This is a genomic window from Cellvibrio polysaccharolyticus (genome assembly GCF_015182315.1).
Lineage (GTDB): Bacteria > Pseudomonadota > Gammaproteobacteria > Pseudomonadales > Cellvibrionaceae > Cellvibrio > Cellvibrio polysaccharolyticus.
The window spans coordinates 2,173,189-2,188,807 of the sequence record NZ_PRDL01000001.1 but is presented as its reverse complement, the minus strand read 5'-3'; the positions used below and the strand labels follow the sequence as shown (position 1 = coordinate 2,188,807).

The 15,619-nt window shown below is 52.7% G+C and carries 15 protein-coding genes; all 15 read right to left on the bottom strand.

Translation table 11 applies throughout. From position 1 onward, the window contains the following. Nucleotides 1-8: 8 nt before the first annotated feature. The 15 genes from fliN to C4F51_RS09255 all read right to left on the bottom strand — a co-directional run bounded on the left by fliN (nt 9) and on the right by C4F51_RS09255 (nt 15,518). Nucleotides 9-413 (bottom strand): flagellar motor switch protein FliN, encoded by a 405-nt coding sequence (fliN, locus tag C4F51_RS09325; RefSeq protein WP_193909249.1) that lies wholly within the window; start codon nt 411-413, stop codon nt 9-11. Then, entirely contained in the window at nt 400-1,410 is a 1,011-nt protein-coding gene (gene fliM / locus C4F51_RS09320; RefSeq protein WP_193909247.1) for a flagellar motor switch protein FliM, read from the bottom strand. Before fliM ends, fliN begins: the two co-directional genes overlap by 14 nt. 43 nt (nt 1,411-1,453) lie before the next feature. Beyond that, nucleotides 1,454-1,963 carry a flagellar basal body-associated FliL family protein gene (locus C4F51_RS09315; RefSeq protein WP_193909245.1) on the bottom strand — a complete coding sequence of 170 codons (510 nt, stop codon included), beginning with the start codon at nt 1,961-1,963 and terminating at the stop codon, nt 1,454-1,456. Between the two features lie 156 nt (nt 1,964-2,119). Continuing rightward, nucleotides 2,120-3,505: a flagellar hook-length control protein FliK gene (locus tag C4F51_RS09310; RefSeq protein WP_193909243.1), complete on the bottom strand. Its 1,386-nt coding sequence runs from the start codon at nt 3,503-3,505 to the stop codon at nt 2,120-2,122. A gap of 140 nt (nt 3,506-3,645) precedes the next feature. After that, nucleotides 3,646-4,023: an Hpt domain-containing protein gene (locus C4F51_RS09305; protein WP_193909241.1), complete on the bottom strand. Its 378-nt coding sequence runs from the start codon at nt 4,021-4,023 to the stop codon at nt 3,646-3,648. Beyond that, nucleotides 4,013-5,749 (bottom strand): ATP-binding SpoIIE family protein phosphatase, encoded by a 1,737-nt coding sequence (locus C4F51_RS09300; RefSeq protein ID WP_193909239.1) that lies wholly within the window; start codon nt 5,747-5,749, stop codon nt 4,013-4,015. Before C4F51_RS09300 ends, C4F51_RS09305 begins: the two co-directional genes overlap by 11 nt. A gap of 106 nt (nt 5,750-5,855) precedes the next feature. Continuing rightward, nucleotides 5,856-6,161 carry an STAS domain-containing protein gene (locus C4F51_RS09295; RefSeq protein ID WP_193909238.1) on the bottom strand — a complete coding sequence of 102 codons (306 nt, stop codon included), beginning with the start codon at nt 6,159-6,161 and terminating at the stop codon, nt 5,856-5,858. Nucleotides 6,162-6,416: 255 nt separating this feature from the next. After that, nucleotides 6,417-6,863 carry a flagellar export protein FliJ gene (gene fliJ / locus C4F51_RS09290; RefSeq protein ID WP_193909236.1) on the bottom strand — a complete coding sequence of 149 codons (447 nt, stop codon included), beginning with the start codon at nt 6,861-6,863 and terminating at the stop codon, nt 6,417-6,419. A 29-nt stretch (nt 6,864-6,892) separates the two neighbouring features. Beyond that, nucleotides 6,893-8,284: a flagellar protein export ATPase FliI gene (gene fliI / locus C4F51_RS09285; protein ID WP_193909234.1), complete on the bottom strand. Its 1,392-nt coding sequence runs from the start codon at nt 8,282-8,284 to the stop codon at nt 6,893-6,895. Further along, on the bottom strand, nt 8,277-9,155 hold the full coding sequence (locus C4F51_RS09280) for a flagellar assembly protein FliH (protein WP_193909232.1): 879 nt from the start codon (nt 9,153-9,155) through the stop codon (nt 8,277-8,279). The genes fliI and C4F51_RS09280 overlap by 8 nt, the downstream gene beginning before the upstream one ends. A gap of 34 nt (nt 9,156-9,189) precedes the next feature. Further along, a complete protein-coding gene (gene fliG, locus C4F51_RS09275) occupies nt 9,190-10,215 on the bottom strand; it encodes a flagellar motor switch protein FliG (RefSeq protein WP_193909230.1) in 1,026 nt (341 codons plus the stop codon). A gap of 7 nt (nt 10,216-10,222) precedes the next feature. After that, the gene (fliF, locus tag C4F51_RS09270) at nt 10,223-11,923 is read right to left on the bottom strand and encodes a flagellar basal-body MS-ring/collar protein FliF (RefSeq protein ID WP_193912496.1); all 1,701 of its coding nucleotides are present in this window, start codon (nt 11,921-11,923) and stop codon (nt 10,223-10,225) included. Nucleotides 11,924-11,994: 71 nt separating this feature from the next. Further along, the gene (gene fliE / locus C4F51_RS09265; protein WP_193909229.1) at nt 11,995-12,363 is read right to left on the bottom strand and encodes a flagellar hook-basal body complex protein FliE; all 369 of its coding nucleotides are present in this window, start codon (nt 12,361-12,363) and stop codon (nt 11,995-11,997) included. Nucleotides 12,364-12,699: 336 nt separating this feature from the next. Next, entirely contained in the window at nt 12,700-14,247 is a 1,548-nt protein-coding gene (locus C4F51_RS09260; RefSeq protein WP_193909227.1) for a sigma-54-dependent transcriptional regulator, read from the bottom strand. After that, nucleotides 14,244-15,518 (bottom strand): sensor histidine kinase, encoded by a 1,275-nt coding sequence (locus tag C4F51_RS09255; RefSeq protein WP_193909225.1) that lies wholly within the window; start codon nt 15,516-15,518, stop codon nt 14,244-14,246. The genes C4F51_RS09260 and C4F51_RS09255 overlap by 4 nt, the downstream gene beginning before the upstream one ends. Between the last annotated feature and the right edge of the window lie 101 nt (nt 15,519-15,619).

The window sequence follows — 15,619 nt, the reverse complement described above, 5'->3', positions numbered from 1 at the left end:
AGTTATTATTAACGTAATTTTTTAATACGCTCGGAGGGGCTGATAACATCGGTCATGCGGATGCCGAATTTTTCGTTCACCACCACCACTTCACCGTGGGCGATGAGTGTGCCATTAACCAGTACATCCAGCGGCTCACCAGCAAGACGATCCAGCTCAATAACCGAGCCCTGGTTCAGTTGCAGCAGGTTGCGAATGGTGATCGAGGTGCGCCCTACTTCCATGGAAATGCTCACTGGAATATCGAGAATGACATCCAGATCCGGGTTGTGAATATTTTTTTCCGATTCAACATGCAGCTCGTCCAATGGCACGCGACTGACATCAATCGCGTCCACCGCTGCCTGTTCCTGCATGGCAGCGGCCCAATCATCGGCCATGGAATCCTGATCAATGTCATCATTTGTTGTCATCGGGTACTCCTCCGGTTGCCGTAATATTTTGTGTATGACTTCTGTCGATAAAGTCGTTAATTTTTAATGCCAGATTGCCCTTATGCTGGCCGAGCTCGGCACGAAACATAGGAACCCCATTGGCGGTAATGACATGTACGTCAGAAAACTCAATCGGGATCACATCACCGGCTTTGAGTGCGGCAACATCGCGCAGCGAAATATCGCGACGGGCGATATCGCATTCGAGATCAACGCGGGCGGTCAATACATCTTCCCGCAGTGCTTTTTCCCAGCGTTCGTCCTGTTCATCGCTATCGCTTTGCAAACCCGCATCCAGCACTTCGCGGATTGGCTCGATCATCGAGTAAGGCATAGTGATATGAATTTCACCGCCGCCGCCATCCAGCTCTACGTGAAAGGTGCTTACCACCACCACTTCACTGGGGCTGACAATGTTGGCCATGGAGGGATTCACTTCGGAGTTAATGTACTCGAAGTTGATGGGCATAATGGCTTTCCAGGCTTCGGCAAGATCCACGAAAGCCTGATTCAACACCATTTGAATAACGCGTAATTCTGTCGGGGTAAATTCACGGCCTTCGATTTTGGCATGGCGACCATCACCACCAAAAAAGTTATCAACCAGTTTGAATACCAGCCGGGCGTCGAGAATAATCAGCGCCGTGCCACGCAAAGGACGAAACTTCACCATATTAAGGCTGGTGGGCACATAAAGCGTGTGCACGTATTCGCCAAATTTTTGAATCTGCAAACCGCCCACCGAAACATCCGCGGTGCGCCGCAGCAAATTAAACAAACTGATACGCGTGTAGCGGGCAAAACGTTCGTTGATCATTTCCAGCGTGGGCATACGCCCACGAACAATCCGATCCTGACTGGTCAGGTCATAGGAGCGAACTGAACCCGAGTCCTGATCGGCATCGGTGTTGATATCGCCGTCATCAACACCGTGCAATAACGCATCAATTTCATCTTGTGATAATAAATCTTGCACAATGAATACCCTTCAATCGCCTCAGCGGCCATTTTTTATCGTGTTATTGCATCACAAAACTGGTGAACAAAACCTGCTCTACCCCGGCTTTACCAATTTCTTTTTGCAACACTGCCTGCACATTGGCCAACGCCTGTTCGCGCAACGCCTCTTTACCTTCAATAGTTTGCAGGGTTTCAAAATTCTGGGCGCTGAACAACATGACCAGGCTATTGCGAATAGCAGGTTTGTGTAAATCCAGCGCGGCGGAAACATCGGCATCACGAATTAACAAGGCGACGTCGGTTTGTAAAAACCGCTGGCGGCCGCCAACGGAAAAGTTCGCCACAAAGGCAGGAGGCAGAGCGTAATAGATGGCCGGTTTTTTGACGGCTGCCGCGTCGCTTTGTGTAGCAGGCGTGGTATCCGAAGAGCCCAACCCGACCACCGCCAGCGTGCCGCCAACAGAAATACCGACCAGAGCGATAGCCGCTACCGCGATCATCAGGTATTTTTTTCGATTATTTACTTTGGGCGCTGCGCCGTCTGCCGGTTTGCCCGTGTCCTTTGCCATGTCAAAAGCCCGTCGTTAATCATGCTTGATTGGGTTCAGCAATACCCATGCCAGCCCGATATTTAACCAGCTCGGGAAAATATCGGGTTGGAGCGCAGTATACGGCCTGAATGGCGACAGTGATATTGGCAATAACGGAGAAATAACGGACTGGCGTCAGGCGTAATGATCTACCAGACGAATAATGCGAGCGGTGGCGGCCTGCTCTTCTTCATCACCGGGTTCGGCATTGCTGCCATTGCCACCACCAGAGGATTGTTCCTGATCGCGCCGGGAAAATGCCTGATCGGAAACGCCCACGTCCAGCGACATGCCATTTTCGGCAAACATTTCCCGCAAACGGTTGGCTTGCTGATCCAGCACGTCGCGCACATTGGGGTTTTGGCTAACAAAATTGACTTGCACATGGTCATTTTGCACCTGAATGCGCACCTGTAACGGCCCCAGCTCTGGCGGGTCGAGACGTATTTCAGCGGATGGCAGATTTTGCGCCGATAGCCACATAACGCGGTTGACCACCGCCTGATTCCATTGCGGGTGCCCCATTGGCACACCCACCTGGGATTGCACCGTAAAACCGCGCCCCGTTACCGCCAGGCTTTCTGCAGCCCGCGTGGTTTCAGCAATCACTGCGGTGGTGGGAGGTGCTGTGCGCGTTTCGGCTGGCGGAGCCGTGTTTGCATCAGTGGGCAGCGACGTGCGCGACGCCGACCCGCTCGCCCTGGCAAGCAAGCCCTCTTCCGCAGGCAGCCCATCATCAGCGCCGGCAATGGAATCATCCACTACCGGCGCACCGCTTGATTTGCCAGCCTCGACGGTGACTTTGTTGGCCGTTAACACTGCCGATTCCGATGTGTTCGCGGCGGCATCTGTCCGGGCATTGGCCGGCGCACCTTGCAAGGCTACCTGAGGTGTTGGCGCAGCCTCGTCGGTCTCAACGGCAATAGCCACGGGTTCTTCCTCAACCGGAGCGTCTGTTTCCTCTTCCGGTTTCAGCAGTTCTTCAGGCAGTGGTTCTTCCGTATCAACCTCTGCCAGCAGAGATTCCCCGTCAAGCGGATCAGTCTCGTCGGTAACCACCTGATCCGGAACGCCGTTAGCCAGCAGTAAAACACCCGGGGCGGTATCTTCAAGCGGCAGCGCTGTCTGGCTGGCATCGGTTAAGGGCGCGGCTGTTGAGGTTTCTTCCACAGCGGCGAGTTCAGTATTTTCTGTCGTTAAGGGTTTGGAAGGCGACGTGTCCGGTTCGTTTTTATTCGCCGCTGCCGGTCTTTTTTCAGTGGCCTGTTCGGCACGCAGCGGTGCGCTGTCTTTGGCGGCAGCTGCCGCTGGTCGGGGAGTTGATGGCTCACGAGGATTTGGGGGAGCTGGACGCTCCTGCGTTGAACGGGCAACTTTTTGCCGCGCCTGCTGCAAGGTATTTTCAAAGGAGTTGTTACTACCTGCGCCGCCGAAATCTACGCTTACCGCTGTTTTGGTATTCGAGGCGCGGGTAAATGCCGCGTTGGCGGTCGATTGTGAAATACCGGATCCGTTATTCATGCCTTCTCTCGTGTAATGATCACGCTCTCACAGCGGCAAAGATTGGCCGCTACAGGCGGGACGTGAAAACCCGAAAGGTAAAATGCAAAGGCAGTGCCAATCCGCCATAAACGGCCCGGCGGTTGACAGGTAACTGAGAGTCAGCCTGAAAAATTCGCGCCGATTAATATGACGCCGGTTTCTTCCTGTAGTGCTTGTGCGGATGCGTTGATGGATTGCTGCAAGTTTACCAGCATGTGCCCGGTCGCCTCGCTGGCCAGGTTCATGCTTGTTGCGGTTGATTCGATCTCCTGGCAAACCGCGTTAAGCGCCAGCAAGCCCAAATTACTGCCACTGCCTTTCAGGCTGTGCGCTGTGCGGCGCACGGCATCGTGATCATCGTTGCGAACGGCTTCGTGCAGTTGTGCCATTTTTTCGCCCGCATCCTGCCACCAGGCATTAAGGAGCGCGGCAAAATCCTCTTCCATAATCAGGCGCAATGAGGTCAGTACTTCACGATCAAGCGTATTAACGGACATGGTCGACCTCTTTTTCGCGGTTGTCGGTTTCGCCCCAGACATAATGGACTTCAATGTCATTGCCATTTCCATGAAACTTCATGTCGTGGCAGAGCTTTGATAAAAGATAAAGACCTCGCCCACTCCACTGGTTGGCATCGCCAGCCTCAGGCGCACGGTGATAATCAAAACCGTCACCGCTATCCCGCACCCGAATGACCAGTCGCCCGCCGTGGTGTTCTGCCGAGCAATCAAAAGAAAGCGCAATAAAGGCGCCTTCATGCGGTTGCTGCAAGCGCTCTTCGCGCAATTGATAATAGTTTTTGAAACCATCCGGTTGTTGTTTGATGGCCGAATCCAGTTTCAAAATACCATGCTCTAGTGCATTGGAATAAAGCTCGGCGAGAATGGTGTAAAGCGATGTAGCAGAACCTTGCAACCCCGGTACTTCCATTAAAATTTGCAACAGCAGCGGTAATGGATCAAATACCTTGAACGTGGCCGGCTGAATTTCAAAAGCCAGTTGCCATTGATGCAAACGCCCGGTCATCGCCTTGGACTCCGGCCGATCATGGGAACCCGGGTCGAGCGGCGCCGACATAATAATTTCAAACAATGACACATCATCCTGTTTGTTTTCACTCCCGGCAAAAAGATTCACATCCTGTAATATCCGATCGAAGCGGGACTCGGCTTTAACGTCATTAAATAAACGCAACAACCGTTCTTCGCCAAACATTTCACCGGCGCTGTTCATGGCTTCATGAATGCCATCTGACCACATATAAAAACGATCTTGCGGCTGCACATTAACGTACTCACAGTTCACCTGAAACTGCTGCTCGTTAAGCACCCCCAACGGCAAATGTGTGGAGCGGAAACGTTGAATTTCGCCATTTTGCGAGTGGTGCAAAACGGCATCCGGTAAACCGCCATTCCAGATACAAAGTTGACGCTGGTTGAAATTGACTTCAATCATCACCGCACAGCAAAAAAAGCCCACCGGAAGGGTGTGCTTTAATTTGCTGTTAATTTCACGAAGAATATCCTGTAGCGAAAAACCTTTCGGGACCATGCCGTAAAAGGTGGTTACCAGCGGCATGGCACTGATCGCAGCAGGCAAGCCATGGCCGGTAAAATCCCCGAGCAACACCATCATATTGCCCGACGGCGTCATCGCAGCCAGCAACACATCGCCATTAAAAATAGCCATTGAAGACAGGTAATAGCGAACATTGCTGGCATCGAGACAACCGCTGTGAGCGATATTGTCAAACACCTGCCGGGCAACTTTTTGCTCGTGCACAATCAGGGCATGGTGGTGGGCAATTTGATTGCGCTGCGCCTGCATGGTGGCGTGCATTTCGCGCATACGATTAAAAGCTTTGATTTTGGCTTGCAGAATTACGCGGTTGTAAGGCTTGGAGAGAAAATCGTCGCCGCCGGCCTCAAGGCATTTGAGCAAGGAAGGTGTGTCGGTTAATGCGGTCAGGAAAATAACCGGAACGAGGGTTTCACCGGCCATTTGGCGGATGTGGCGAACCGCCTCAAAGCCGTCCATCTCCGGCATCAGGGCGTCCATCAGTACAATAGCCTGGCGAAACTCGCGCCAGGAATCTACCGCCTCGCGGCCATTGGTTGCGGTAAATACCTGATGGCCATCCTTATGCAGAATGGTTTCAAGGATCATCCGATCAATGGCATTGTCATCGGCGACAAGAATGGATAAGCCGGTTGCGGGCATCATAGCCTTCCGGGTTTAAAACGTTAAACCGGCCTGAGCCGGTTGCGAATGTTATTGCCAATCCTGCTGGCTGCCGCGCTAACAACCACGCGGGAAAATCGACTCACCGTCAGAGAATAGTAAACAGCTGTTCAAAGTTGGAGATAGTAAGGATTTTTTTAACGTCTGGTGAACAATTGATGATTTCGATACTGGCTTTGTCGCCACCGGCATAATCACGCAGCAATAACAACATTCCCAACGCCGAGCTATCCAGATAGGTCGCGTCTCTCAAATCCACACGAAATAAGGTCGGAACCTTGGGCAGTTTTTCATAGGCCATACGAAAAGCCTGATGAGAACTGAAGTCGAAGCGCCCTTCAACCGCTATTGTCAATTGACTGCCATCGGCCGATACGCTTGAAGAAATTGCCATGTAATACCTCTAAATACACATCCCGGATTTATCGTTATCTGACATTCTTGTGGAATGTCTTTCATACATGCCTTGTTTGATGAAATTGTCACGATAATAGCCAAAGTGACATTTTTGTTACTTGCGTTGGCAGAAATTGCGCTCTTACCCCACTAATCAGGCAAGATTACAATATTAATGGCCGTCATCAAAGGGTTAGAAATGACTTTTATGAAACCGGAATCATGCCCGTTGAAGCCTCTCGTACTCTAGCCGTTACAACTCGCGTCGGTTGAATTGCTGAGCGGCCAGTTCATCCAGTTCTTTTTGTAAGCGTTTGTCGAGCAAGGCGTTTTCTTCCTGTTGCAGGCGCTCGATCAACTGGCTGATGGATTTGCGCCGCAGGTAGACATCCTGCCAGCGTGCCAACGCCTGTTCATGGACTTTGGCGGTGCGTTCAACTTTGTAGCGCTGTTCTTCAATCGCCACCGTCAACCGCTGGATAAAACTGCTGTAGTTGATCCGCTGCTGCACTTGCAACAAGCCGGATTTATCAGCGTAGGCTTCAAGATACTGCCCGGAGTAGTCTTGCAGCTGTTGCAGCTGCTCCTGCTCCTGAGTCAGCAAGGTTTTGCACTCTTCCACGCGGGTAGCCGCCTCCTTCTCCTGACGCTCAGTAAGAGACAGTACCAGTTGCATACGCTTTGCGCGGGATTCGGCCACACTGCAATCCTTTTTCTATCCGATGTCTATCAGAGTTTTTTGTGTTGCGCCGCCAGCGGGCTGGCGCCACGGGCTGCTGGCGGTGGCGTCACTTTTAACAGCGACTGCAAGTGGTTGATGGCTTCAGACAAATGCACCGGTTCGCGCAGACCTTGCTGGATAAACGCCCGTAAATGCGGAAAACGCTCAATAGCCATATCGGTTTCCGGGTCAGCGCCCGGCGTGTAGGCACCGATACTGATCAGGTCACGGTTTTGCTGGTAGCGGGATAGCAACTGCTTGAAACGTTGCATCATCTTCACGTGGTCTTCAGCGACGATGTTTTGCATCGCCCGGCTGATGGAGGCTTCTACGTCAATAGCGGGGTAAATCCCCTCTTCCGCCAGGCGGCGCGATAACACCACGTGGCCATCCAGAATGGCCCGCGCCGAGTCGGCGATGGGGTCTTGTAAGTCGTCCCCTTCGGTTAATACCGTATAAAACGCGGTAATTGATCCTTCATTGGCGGCAGCATTACCGGCTCGCTCAACCAATTGCGGGATTTTGGCAAACACCGAAGGCGGATAACCTTTAGTAGCGGGTGGCTCACCAATGGCCAGGGCAATTTCCCGCTGCGCCTGAGCAAAGCGGGTCAGCGAATCCATTAGCAGCAATACGTTCTTGCCCTTGTCGCGGTAATGTTCTGCCACCCGGCTGGAAAGCTGCGAGGCACGCAAACGCATCAGCGGAGCATCATCGGCTGGCGAAGCCACAACTACCGCGCGGCGCATACCTTCTTCACCGAGAATATGGTCGATGAACTCCTTAACTTCCCGCCCCCGCTCGCCGACCAGACCAACCACCACGACATCGGCCGTGGTAAAACGGGTCATCATGCCCATCAGCACGCTCTTGCCCACACCACTACCGGCGAACAAGCCCAAACGCTGGCCGCGCCCTACGGTAATCAGTGCGTTGATGGCACGGATGCCTACATCCAGAGGCTCACTGATGGGGTGACGTTGCAGCGGGTTAATTTCGCGGGGGATAAAATCAAGAAACTCGTCGCCGACTAACGGGCCTTTGTTGTCAATCGGCTGACCAATACCGTTAATAACCCGGCCCAGCAATTGCGGCCCGATACGGATGCCCGCTTGTGCAGATACCGGCACGACTCTGGCGCCTGGCTGCAAACCGTCAATATTTTTGATCGGCATCAAAAATACCTTGTCGCCGGAAAAACCGACTACTTCGGCTTCGATGCGCCGTTTATCAGCGGTGATCACCTCACATTGGCGACCAATGGAAACATTCAAACCTACCGCTTCCAGCGTTAGGCCTACCGAGCGGGTAATTCGCCCTTCGGCTTGCGCTTCAATAACCGGCGTTTTTACCGGCGCGTAGGATTGCAAACGCGCCAGCGGTGAGCGGCGGTTATTCATTCGGCACCGCGTGGGGGTCAATCGCAGGTGTGCTTTTCAATACCGTTGTGGGGGCAATGTCGGCGGGGTTTTCAAGGGGCTGTTCAGCGCTGCTCTCCGCATCACTGGAGCCGAGCTGCTTGGTACGGAATTGCTCCAGTACTACAGCCAGGCGCTGCGCCACCGTAAAATCGACCCGGCTTTCGAGGGTTTCAACAATACAGCCGCCGCTTTGCACACGGGCATCGGCAATCGGCTTCCAATCCAGCTGGTGCTGGTCGGTGTAGTCCTGCAGGGTTTGCAGATCATCCGCGCTTAACAAAATACGCAGGTTTTTACTGCCCGCCGGCAGCACATCAATAGCCTGCTGCACTAACGAAACGATATGAGAACTGTCGGTAGCGAGTTCCCGCTGCACCACACTGGTGGTGAGCGTGCTGACGATATCTACCAGCAACTTCTCGATATCCTGATCCTGCTCTGCCAGCGGTGTCAGCAATGCCTGGGCAATGCCGTGAAACCGCTGTTGCTCCATGACCAGCTGCTGGCGCATCTCCATAAGGCCCTGCTGCCGTCCGGCTTCGTAGCCTTCCTGATGCCCCTGGCTAACGCCTTGCTGGTGCCCTTGCGCAAAACCGTCTTTTTCGGCGGCGTCGAAAATTTCCTGCATGTCCTGCGCCGTCATACCCCCTTGTGGCAGTTCGGCTTCGGTCATTTCAACGTCTTCGATTTTTTCCTGCTCCTGGCGGCGCAGTGCTTCCTGCCGCTCGCGCTCTTCTTTTTCAGCAGAAGAAACCACGACACCCCGGTCATCAATCTCCGGTAATTTCCAGGTCGAGACCTCTTTCAGGTCTTCAGCAGCGATACGGTTCGGCTGGTGGGTGTATTGCATAATGCAGTGAGTCCATTAAGCGACGATAATCGCATTACAGCATTTTTTCGCCACTGCCGCCGAGAATAATTTCGCCGGAGTCAGCCATACGGCGGGCAATCATCAGGATTTCCCGCTGCGCCGTTTCAACCTCGGAAAGACGCACAGGCGGCTTGGCTTCGAGGTCATCACGCAGCAATTCGCCAGCGCGTTTGGACATGTTTTTGAAAATTTTCTCTTGCAGGTCGGTATCGGCACCTTTCAATGCCACGATCAATACATCGGAAGACACTTCGCGCAACAGCGCCTGAATACCCCGGTCGTCGATGTCCTTGAGGTTGTCGAACACGAACATCAGATCCTGAATCTGATTGCCCATGTCTTCGTCTACATTGCGAATCGCTTCCATCAAACTGGTTTCAATAGAGCCATCCAGATTGTTCATAATTTCTGCCGCCACCTTGTAACCACCCATGGTTTTGGTTTGCGAGGCGGCGTTACCGGAGAATTGTTTCTCAAGAATGGCATTCAGTTCCTGCAGCGCGCCCGGGTGTACGGTGTCTAGCGAGGCAACTCGCATCACGATATCCAGACGCACTTTTTCCGGGAAAAAGCTGAGAATTTCTGCCGATTGGTCGGAGTCGAGATAGGCAATTACAATCGCCTGAATCTGCGGGTGCTCGTTGCGAATCAGGTCAGCCACGGAACGGGCTTCCATCCATTTCAAGGTATCGAGGCCGGTGGTGTTGCCACCCAGCAAAATACGATCAATCAGGCCATTGGCCTTGTCTTCACCCAGCGCGGTGACCAGCATACGGCGAATGTAATTGTCGGCGCCAACGCCCAGCCCGGTAAGGGTTCTTACCTCTTCCAGGAAGTTGGTCATCACCTGTTGCACATCCTGTTGTTGCACATTGGACAGTTGCGTCATGGCGGCGCCAATACGCTGCACTTCTTTTGGCCCCATGTGTTTCAACACTTCGGCGGCATCACTTTCACCGAGCGACATCAGCAAAATAGCGGCCTGATCGACGGCACGCATTTTGGTTGCAGGTTTTTCAGCAGGTTTGTTCTCAGCCACAGCCCGATTACTCTTCTCTGTTTATCCAGCTTTTTACCACCTGGGCCACACGGCCCGGATCATCGGCAATCAACCCTTTGATGGCGTTCAATTGTTGTTCGTAACTTTCTTCCGGGCCTGGCAACATCAAGGCGCTGGCGCCGGTCAGTGTAACGGTTTCTTCAGAGAGGCCATCGTAACCGATACCGGCCGCTTCCAGTGCAGCCAATTGGCGTGCATCTTCATCATCCGGGTCTTCTTCGGCGGATTTTGACAGGCTGCGAGCCACCGGCAACAGCAAACCGAAAATCAGCGCGAGGATAATAATTAAACCGACAATGTATTTCAGGTTGGGAATTAACCAGGTTTCCCACCAGGGCACTACGTCAGCCACCCAGGTTTCCTGACGATTTTGAAAGGGCGAGTTCAAAACATTGACGCTGTCGCCACGCGCCGCCGAAAAACCTACCGCATCGCGTACCAGAATCGCCAAACGCTCCAGCTCGTTGTCACTCCAGGGTTGATAAACTTCCACACCTTCAGCGTTGCGCACCAGCTTGTCATCTACCACCACGGCAACGGTCAGGCGTTTGAGAGTGCCTTGCTGATGGCGGGTGTAACTGATGGTACGGTCCAGCTCGAAATTACGGGTTGCCTGCTCGCGGGTATTTTTCGGCGCGGTTTGCCCGGTTGGTAAACCGGTTTCCGGATCAATTTGCTCCGGTACCTGAGTGGTGGTTCCTGGAGGCTGGTTGGTCAAAGCGCCAGGGATACCTACCGCTGCATCGTTGGAGCGCTGTTCGTTCAGCACCTGCTCACTACGAATCGCTGGCAAGTCCGGGTTAAAGGTTTCGGCCGCCTGTTCTACGGCGGTGAAGTCAATATCGGCACTGATTTCCGCCCGAAAATTTTCACCGCCCAGCACCGGCGCAAGAATTCCATTAACGCGTTTGATCAAGCCGTCTTCTACAGTGCGGGCATATTCATGCTGTTTACCGGCCAATAATAATTCATGATTTTCTTCACCCGTAGACAGCAAATTGCCGCGCTGATCGACCACGGTAACATCCGCCGGCTGCAAATCCGGGATGCTGGATGCCACCAGGTTAGTGATGGCTTTTACATGCAAGGGGTCAACACTGCGACCGGCAAACACTTCTACAAATACCGAAGCCGTTGGCTTGCGGGCATCACGCACGAATACCGAACGCTTTGGCAACGCCAAATGCACACGCGCAGAACGAATACTGGTAATGCTGGTGATGGTTCGCGCCAGTTCACCTTCGAGGCTGCGATGGTAGCGGGTATTTTCAACAAACTGACTGGTACCGAGCGGCTGCTCTTTATCCATCAATTCAAAGCCGGTGGATGTTTCTCCAGGCAAACCGACTTCTGCCAGTTTCAAGCGCGCCATATGCACATCATTACCATTAACCAGAATGATGCCGGTATTAGGGTCCATGCGGTATTTGATTCGCTGTTGATCCAGCACATCCATCACCGTGGTGGTGTCCAGGTTATCCATGCGGCCAAACAGCGGGCGGTAGTCTTCACTGGTGTTGCCACCCATGGTCCACACCGCAACCGCCACACCGATGGCAACGCTGGCCGCAAGGCCAATCATCAGGCCGGCCTGGCGAACAATATTGAGGTTGCTGAACCCTTCAATCAAACCGGCACCCGGTTTGCCGCGCGAAGATCGCTCTACGCCGCCGGATTCGCTTGCCATATCAGTAGTAGCCGCCATGAATTTTTCCTGTACTCAATCTGTCTGTGTTAGCTGATTCGTTGTAAACAAAATCAGATAGGCATATTCATTACATCGCGGTAGGCTTCTACCACTTTATTGCGCACTTGCACGGTGGCCTGAAAAGCAACCGACGATTTTTGCGAGGCAATCATAACGTCGGTAATATCGACACCCTCAACACCACGCTCGTAAGCGGTAGCCATACTGCTGGAACTTTTTTGCAACTCGTTGACCTTGTTGATCGCCTGTGACATTACCTCGCCAAACCCCGGCGTTTTATTGACAGGGTTGACTGACTGGCCGGGAATATTTCTGACATCAAGATTGCTAATTCCCTGCGGGCGCTGAAACGCTTGCGATTGTGCTTTCATCGAGCGCATTTCAACCAGCAAACGATTAATGTCAACGCGATCAGTCATAGCCTTGTCCCACTTTTACAAATCCAGCACCCGAATCCGGGTACTTGTCATGAAAGCCTTCGGCACACGGTGACGGAAAATTGTCATTCTTCGTGGCAGGCGGCAGCTATGAAGAGATATTGCACAAAGCAGGCCAATTGTTGCCGCTTTTCTACAGCAGGCAGGTGGAGAGCGTAACAGCGCAGAATGCATTGGAAAAAAGAAGAGATAATTGCGGATGACAGGTAAGAAAAATCCCCGACTGTTAAGGCCGGGGATTCAGGTTGCTGACACTTCAAGCCAGCACAATGCGGGTTTATCCTCAGAACGTTGGTTCCGAAAAAAGCAGAATCACCGTCATTCAGTAATCTCAAAACCATCTTCGCGCAAGCGAGCAATTTTGTAACGCAAGGTTCTCGGGCTAATCCCCAAACGCTCGGCGGTATTTTTACGGCTGCCACGCTCCTGATGCAATGTATTCATAATAATTTCATATTCGCGCTGTTTGAGGTCGTTGCCCAATTGCGGGTTGCGCGCATAGTCCGGGTTGGCGATGCGAATATTATCCGGGTCAAAATTTGACACCTGAAATACCGGCGCAGAACGAACCGGCGTCACCACCGAAAACGGATGATCCACCGCTGACGGTATACTGGCGGCAATCGGCGCAGCCACCGGCTGGATAGCAGACGGCTGTTGAAAATGTTGCGCGGCCATCACCAGGTCAGGCTTCTGACTGTAAATAGTATCGGAAACCAGGCCCAGGTCGGCAGCGCCGATGCGGTTACCCGACTGCAAAATCAACGCGCGCTGCATGACGTTATCCAATTCGCGCACATTACCAGGCCACGGCCAGGCAATCATGGTTTGCATGGCATCCATAGACAAGCTGACACCACTACGATTTTGTTTGCGGGCATGTTTTTGCAGAATTTTTTCTGCCAGCGGCACAATGTCATCAATCCGATCACGCAGCGGAGCCCACTGCAAAGGCAGTACGCTCAAACGGTAATACAAGTCTTCACGGAATTTGCCGGCCACCACTTCGTTGCGAATATCACGGTTGGAAGTGGCAATAACACGAACATCCAATTTGATTGTTTTGCGGCCACCCAGGCGCTCCACTTCACGCTCTTGTAACACGCGCAACAATTTCGCTTGCAAGCCGATATCCATTTCGGAAATTTCGTCGAGCAACAAAGTGCCACCGTTCGCTTGTTCGAACTTGCCAGGCGCGCTGGCATGAGCGCCGGTGTAAGCACCTTTCTCATGTCCAAACAACATGGCTTCCAGCATATTTTCCGGAATGGCTGCACAGTTAATGGCAATAAAAGGCTGCTTTTTACGGGGAGAATGGTTGTGAATGTAACGCGCCAGTACTTCTTTACCGGTACCGGATTCGCCCACAATCAATACCGTAGATTCTGACTGGGCAACGCGGCGGGACAACTGCAACAACTGTTGGCTGGACGCGGCATTGGCAACCGGTTCGTCATCCGGTGAGGACACTGTCCCTACATGGCGACCAACGGTTTCAATCAAAATATCCGGCGCAAACGGTTTTACCAGATAATCGACCGCACCGCAGCGCATGGCATCAACAGAATCGCTGATGCTGGCGTAAGCCGTAATCAACAGCATGGGAATATGCGGCCAGTTTTTTTTCACTTCCCGCAATAAATCATGGCCGCTCATGTTGCCCATGTTGACATCGGAAACAATCATTCGCACATCCGCGTGTCGCCCCAGCTGCACCATTGCCTCTTCGGCACTGGCGGCCACAAGAACGTCGTAATCAGCCAACTGTAAAGTGTCGCAGAGCGCCTCACGCAAATTGGGGTCGTCTTCTACCACCATAACTTTAATCAAATCTACGGATGGCTTACATTGCGCAGCGAGACTCATAACGCATTCTCCTGAATAACCGGCGAATTAAATCGGGCGATAGGAAGTAGAACATTGGCGCAGGTTCCCTGCCCCAATTCGGATTGCAAAAAGAATTTGCCTTTGTGTGCGCGCGTAACCGCATGCACTACCGCAAGGCCCAAACCGGTACCTTGGGATTTGGTTGTTACAAAAATTTCACCGACGCGCGCCAGCAGCGACTCGGACATACCGGGGCCGTTATCAACCACGCGCACCAGCAATTGCGGCGCGGATTGGTCACCCAGCGTTATGGAAGACAGCTCAATGCGTAACCGGGCATTTTTTTCCACTGCCTGAATAGCATTGTTAACCAGGTTTAATACCGCACCGACCAGCGCGTCGCGGTTACACAAAATAAAATGTTCGCGGGCATCGTTGCGCCATTCGCAAACGGATCCGGTGGTCAGCAGCGGAACTTCCATGGCTTCTTCAAGATGATCTTGCAATTCAGCGACGCTGATGACGTCATTCAAGGGCAGTTCGCCTTTGACGAACAACAACATGTCCTGCACCTGACGTTCAATATGATTCAGGCGGCTATAAATTTTTTCTGAAAATTGTTGCTTGCGGGTTTCATCCAGCGAACCTGAACACAAATGACCGGCATACAACATGGCGGCAGAAAGCGGCGTTCTGATTTGATGCGCCAGCGCCGACATCATTTGCCCCAGCGCCGACAAACGTTCATGACGGCTTAATTCGCTTTGCAGACGGCGGGTTTCAGTTTGGTCGGTTAACAGAATAATTTGACCGTCAACACCGAGGCTGCGCGTGGTGATACTGATACGGCGACCATCGTGCAATGACACTTCATGGCCATCGTCCTGTCGCGGCGCAAAGCTGCGAGTAATAACGTCACGCCATAATTCGCCTTGCAGCGGCTCGCCGAGATAATCGACCGCGACCGGATTACATTCTGACACCCGACCACTGGAGTCCAGCACCACCACACCACCGGGCAGAAAATTGATCAGGCTTTCCAGGCGATGTGCCAATTTTTCTTTTTCTGCCAGCTCCTGAATGCGCTTTTCAGAAACGATTGTCAGTTCCTGATTTAACTCGGCCACACGACTTTCCAGTACCGAATAGGAATCGCTGAGTTGTCGTGACATTTCATTGAACAGGTCGAACGCTTGTTGCATTTCAGGGGTTTTCACTTTTCCCGAAAAAGGCGCAACCGTCAGGGTGGCTGTCGGCACGGTAATCATGCGTGCAGCGCGGGGACTAGCGAGCGAAACACCCTGAGACATAACGTCTTCCTTTTGGCAGTTGATGTCGGAACTTCGTCACAATGTCGACGTAGAGCATCCGGTTTCAAGAGTAATTGCAAACACAATGCCAACAAAAAAAC

Excerpts from the sequence above, each read along its gene's own strand:
- C4F51_RS09310 (WP_193909243.1), bottom strand. The coding sequence starts at position 3,505 with ATGAATAACGGATCCGGTATTTCACAATCGACCGCCAACGCGGCATTT.
- C4F51_RS09305 (WP_193909241.1), bottom strand. The coding sequence starts at position 4,023 with ATGTCCGTTAATACGCTTGATCGTGAAGTACTGACCTCATTGCGCCTG.
- fliF (WP_193912496.1), bottom strand. The coding sequence starts at position 11,923 with ATGGCAAGCGAATCCGGCGGCGTAGAGCGATCTTCGCGCGGCAAACCG.
- fliE (WP_193909229.1), bottom strand. The coding sequence starts at position 12,363 with ATGACTGATCGCGTTGACATTAATCGTTTGCTGGTTGAAATGCGCTCG.
- C4F51_RS09295 (WP_193909238.1), bottom strand. The coding sequence starts at position 6,161 with ATGGCAATTTCTTCAAGCGTATCGGCCGATGGCAGTCAATTGACAATA.
- C4F51_RS09260 (WP_193909227.1), bottom strand. The coding sequence starts at position 14,247 with ATGAGTCTCGCTGCGCAATGTAAGCCATCCGTAGATTTGATTAAAGTT.
- C4F51_RS09255 (WP_193909225.1), bottom strand. The coding sequence starts at position 15,518 with ATGTCTCAGGGTGTTTCGCTCGCTAGTCCCCGCGCTGCACGCATGATT.
- C4F51_RS09315 (WP_193909245.1), bottom strand. The coding sequence starts at position 1,963 with ATGGCAAAGGACACGGGCAAACCGGCAGACGGCGCAGCGCCCAAAGTA.
- C4F51_RS09300 (WP_193909239.1), bottom strand. The coding sequence starts at position 5,749 with ATGATGCCCGCAACCGGCTTATCCATTCTTGTCGCCGATGACAATGCC.
- fliN (WP_193909249.1), bottom strand. The coding sequence starts at position 413 with ATGACAACAAATGATGACATTGATCAGGATTCCATGGCCGATGATTGG.
- fliI (WP_193909234.1), bottom strand. The coding sequence starts at position 8,284 with ATGAATAACCGCCGCTCACCGCTGGCGCGTTTGCAATCCTACGCGCCG.
- C4F51_RS09280 (WP_193909232.1), bottom strand. The coding sequence starts at position 9,155 with ATGCAATACACCCACCAGCCGAACCGTATCGCTGCTGAAGACCTGAAA.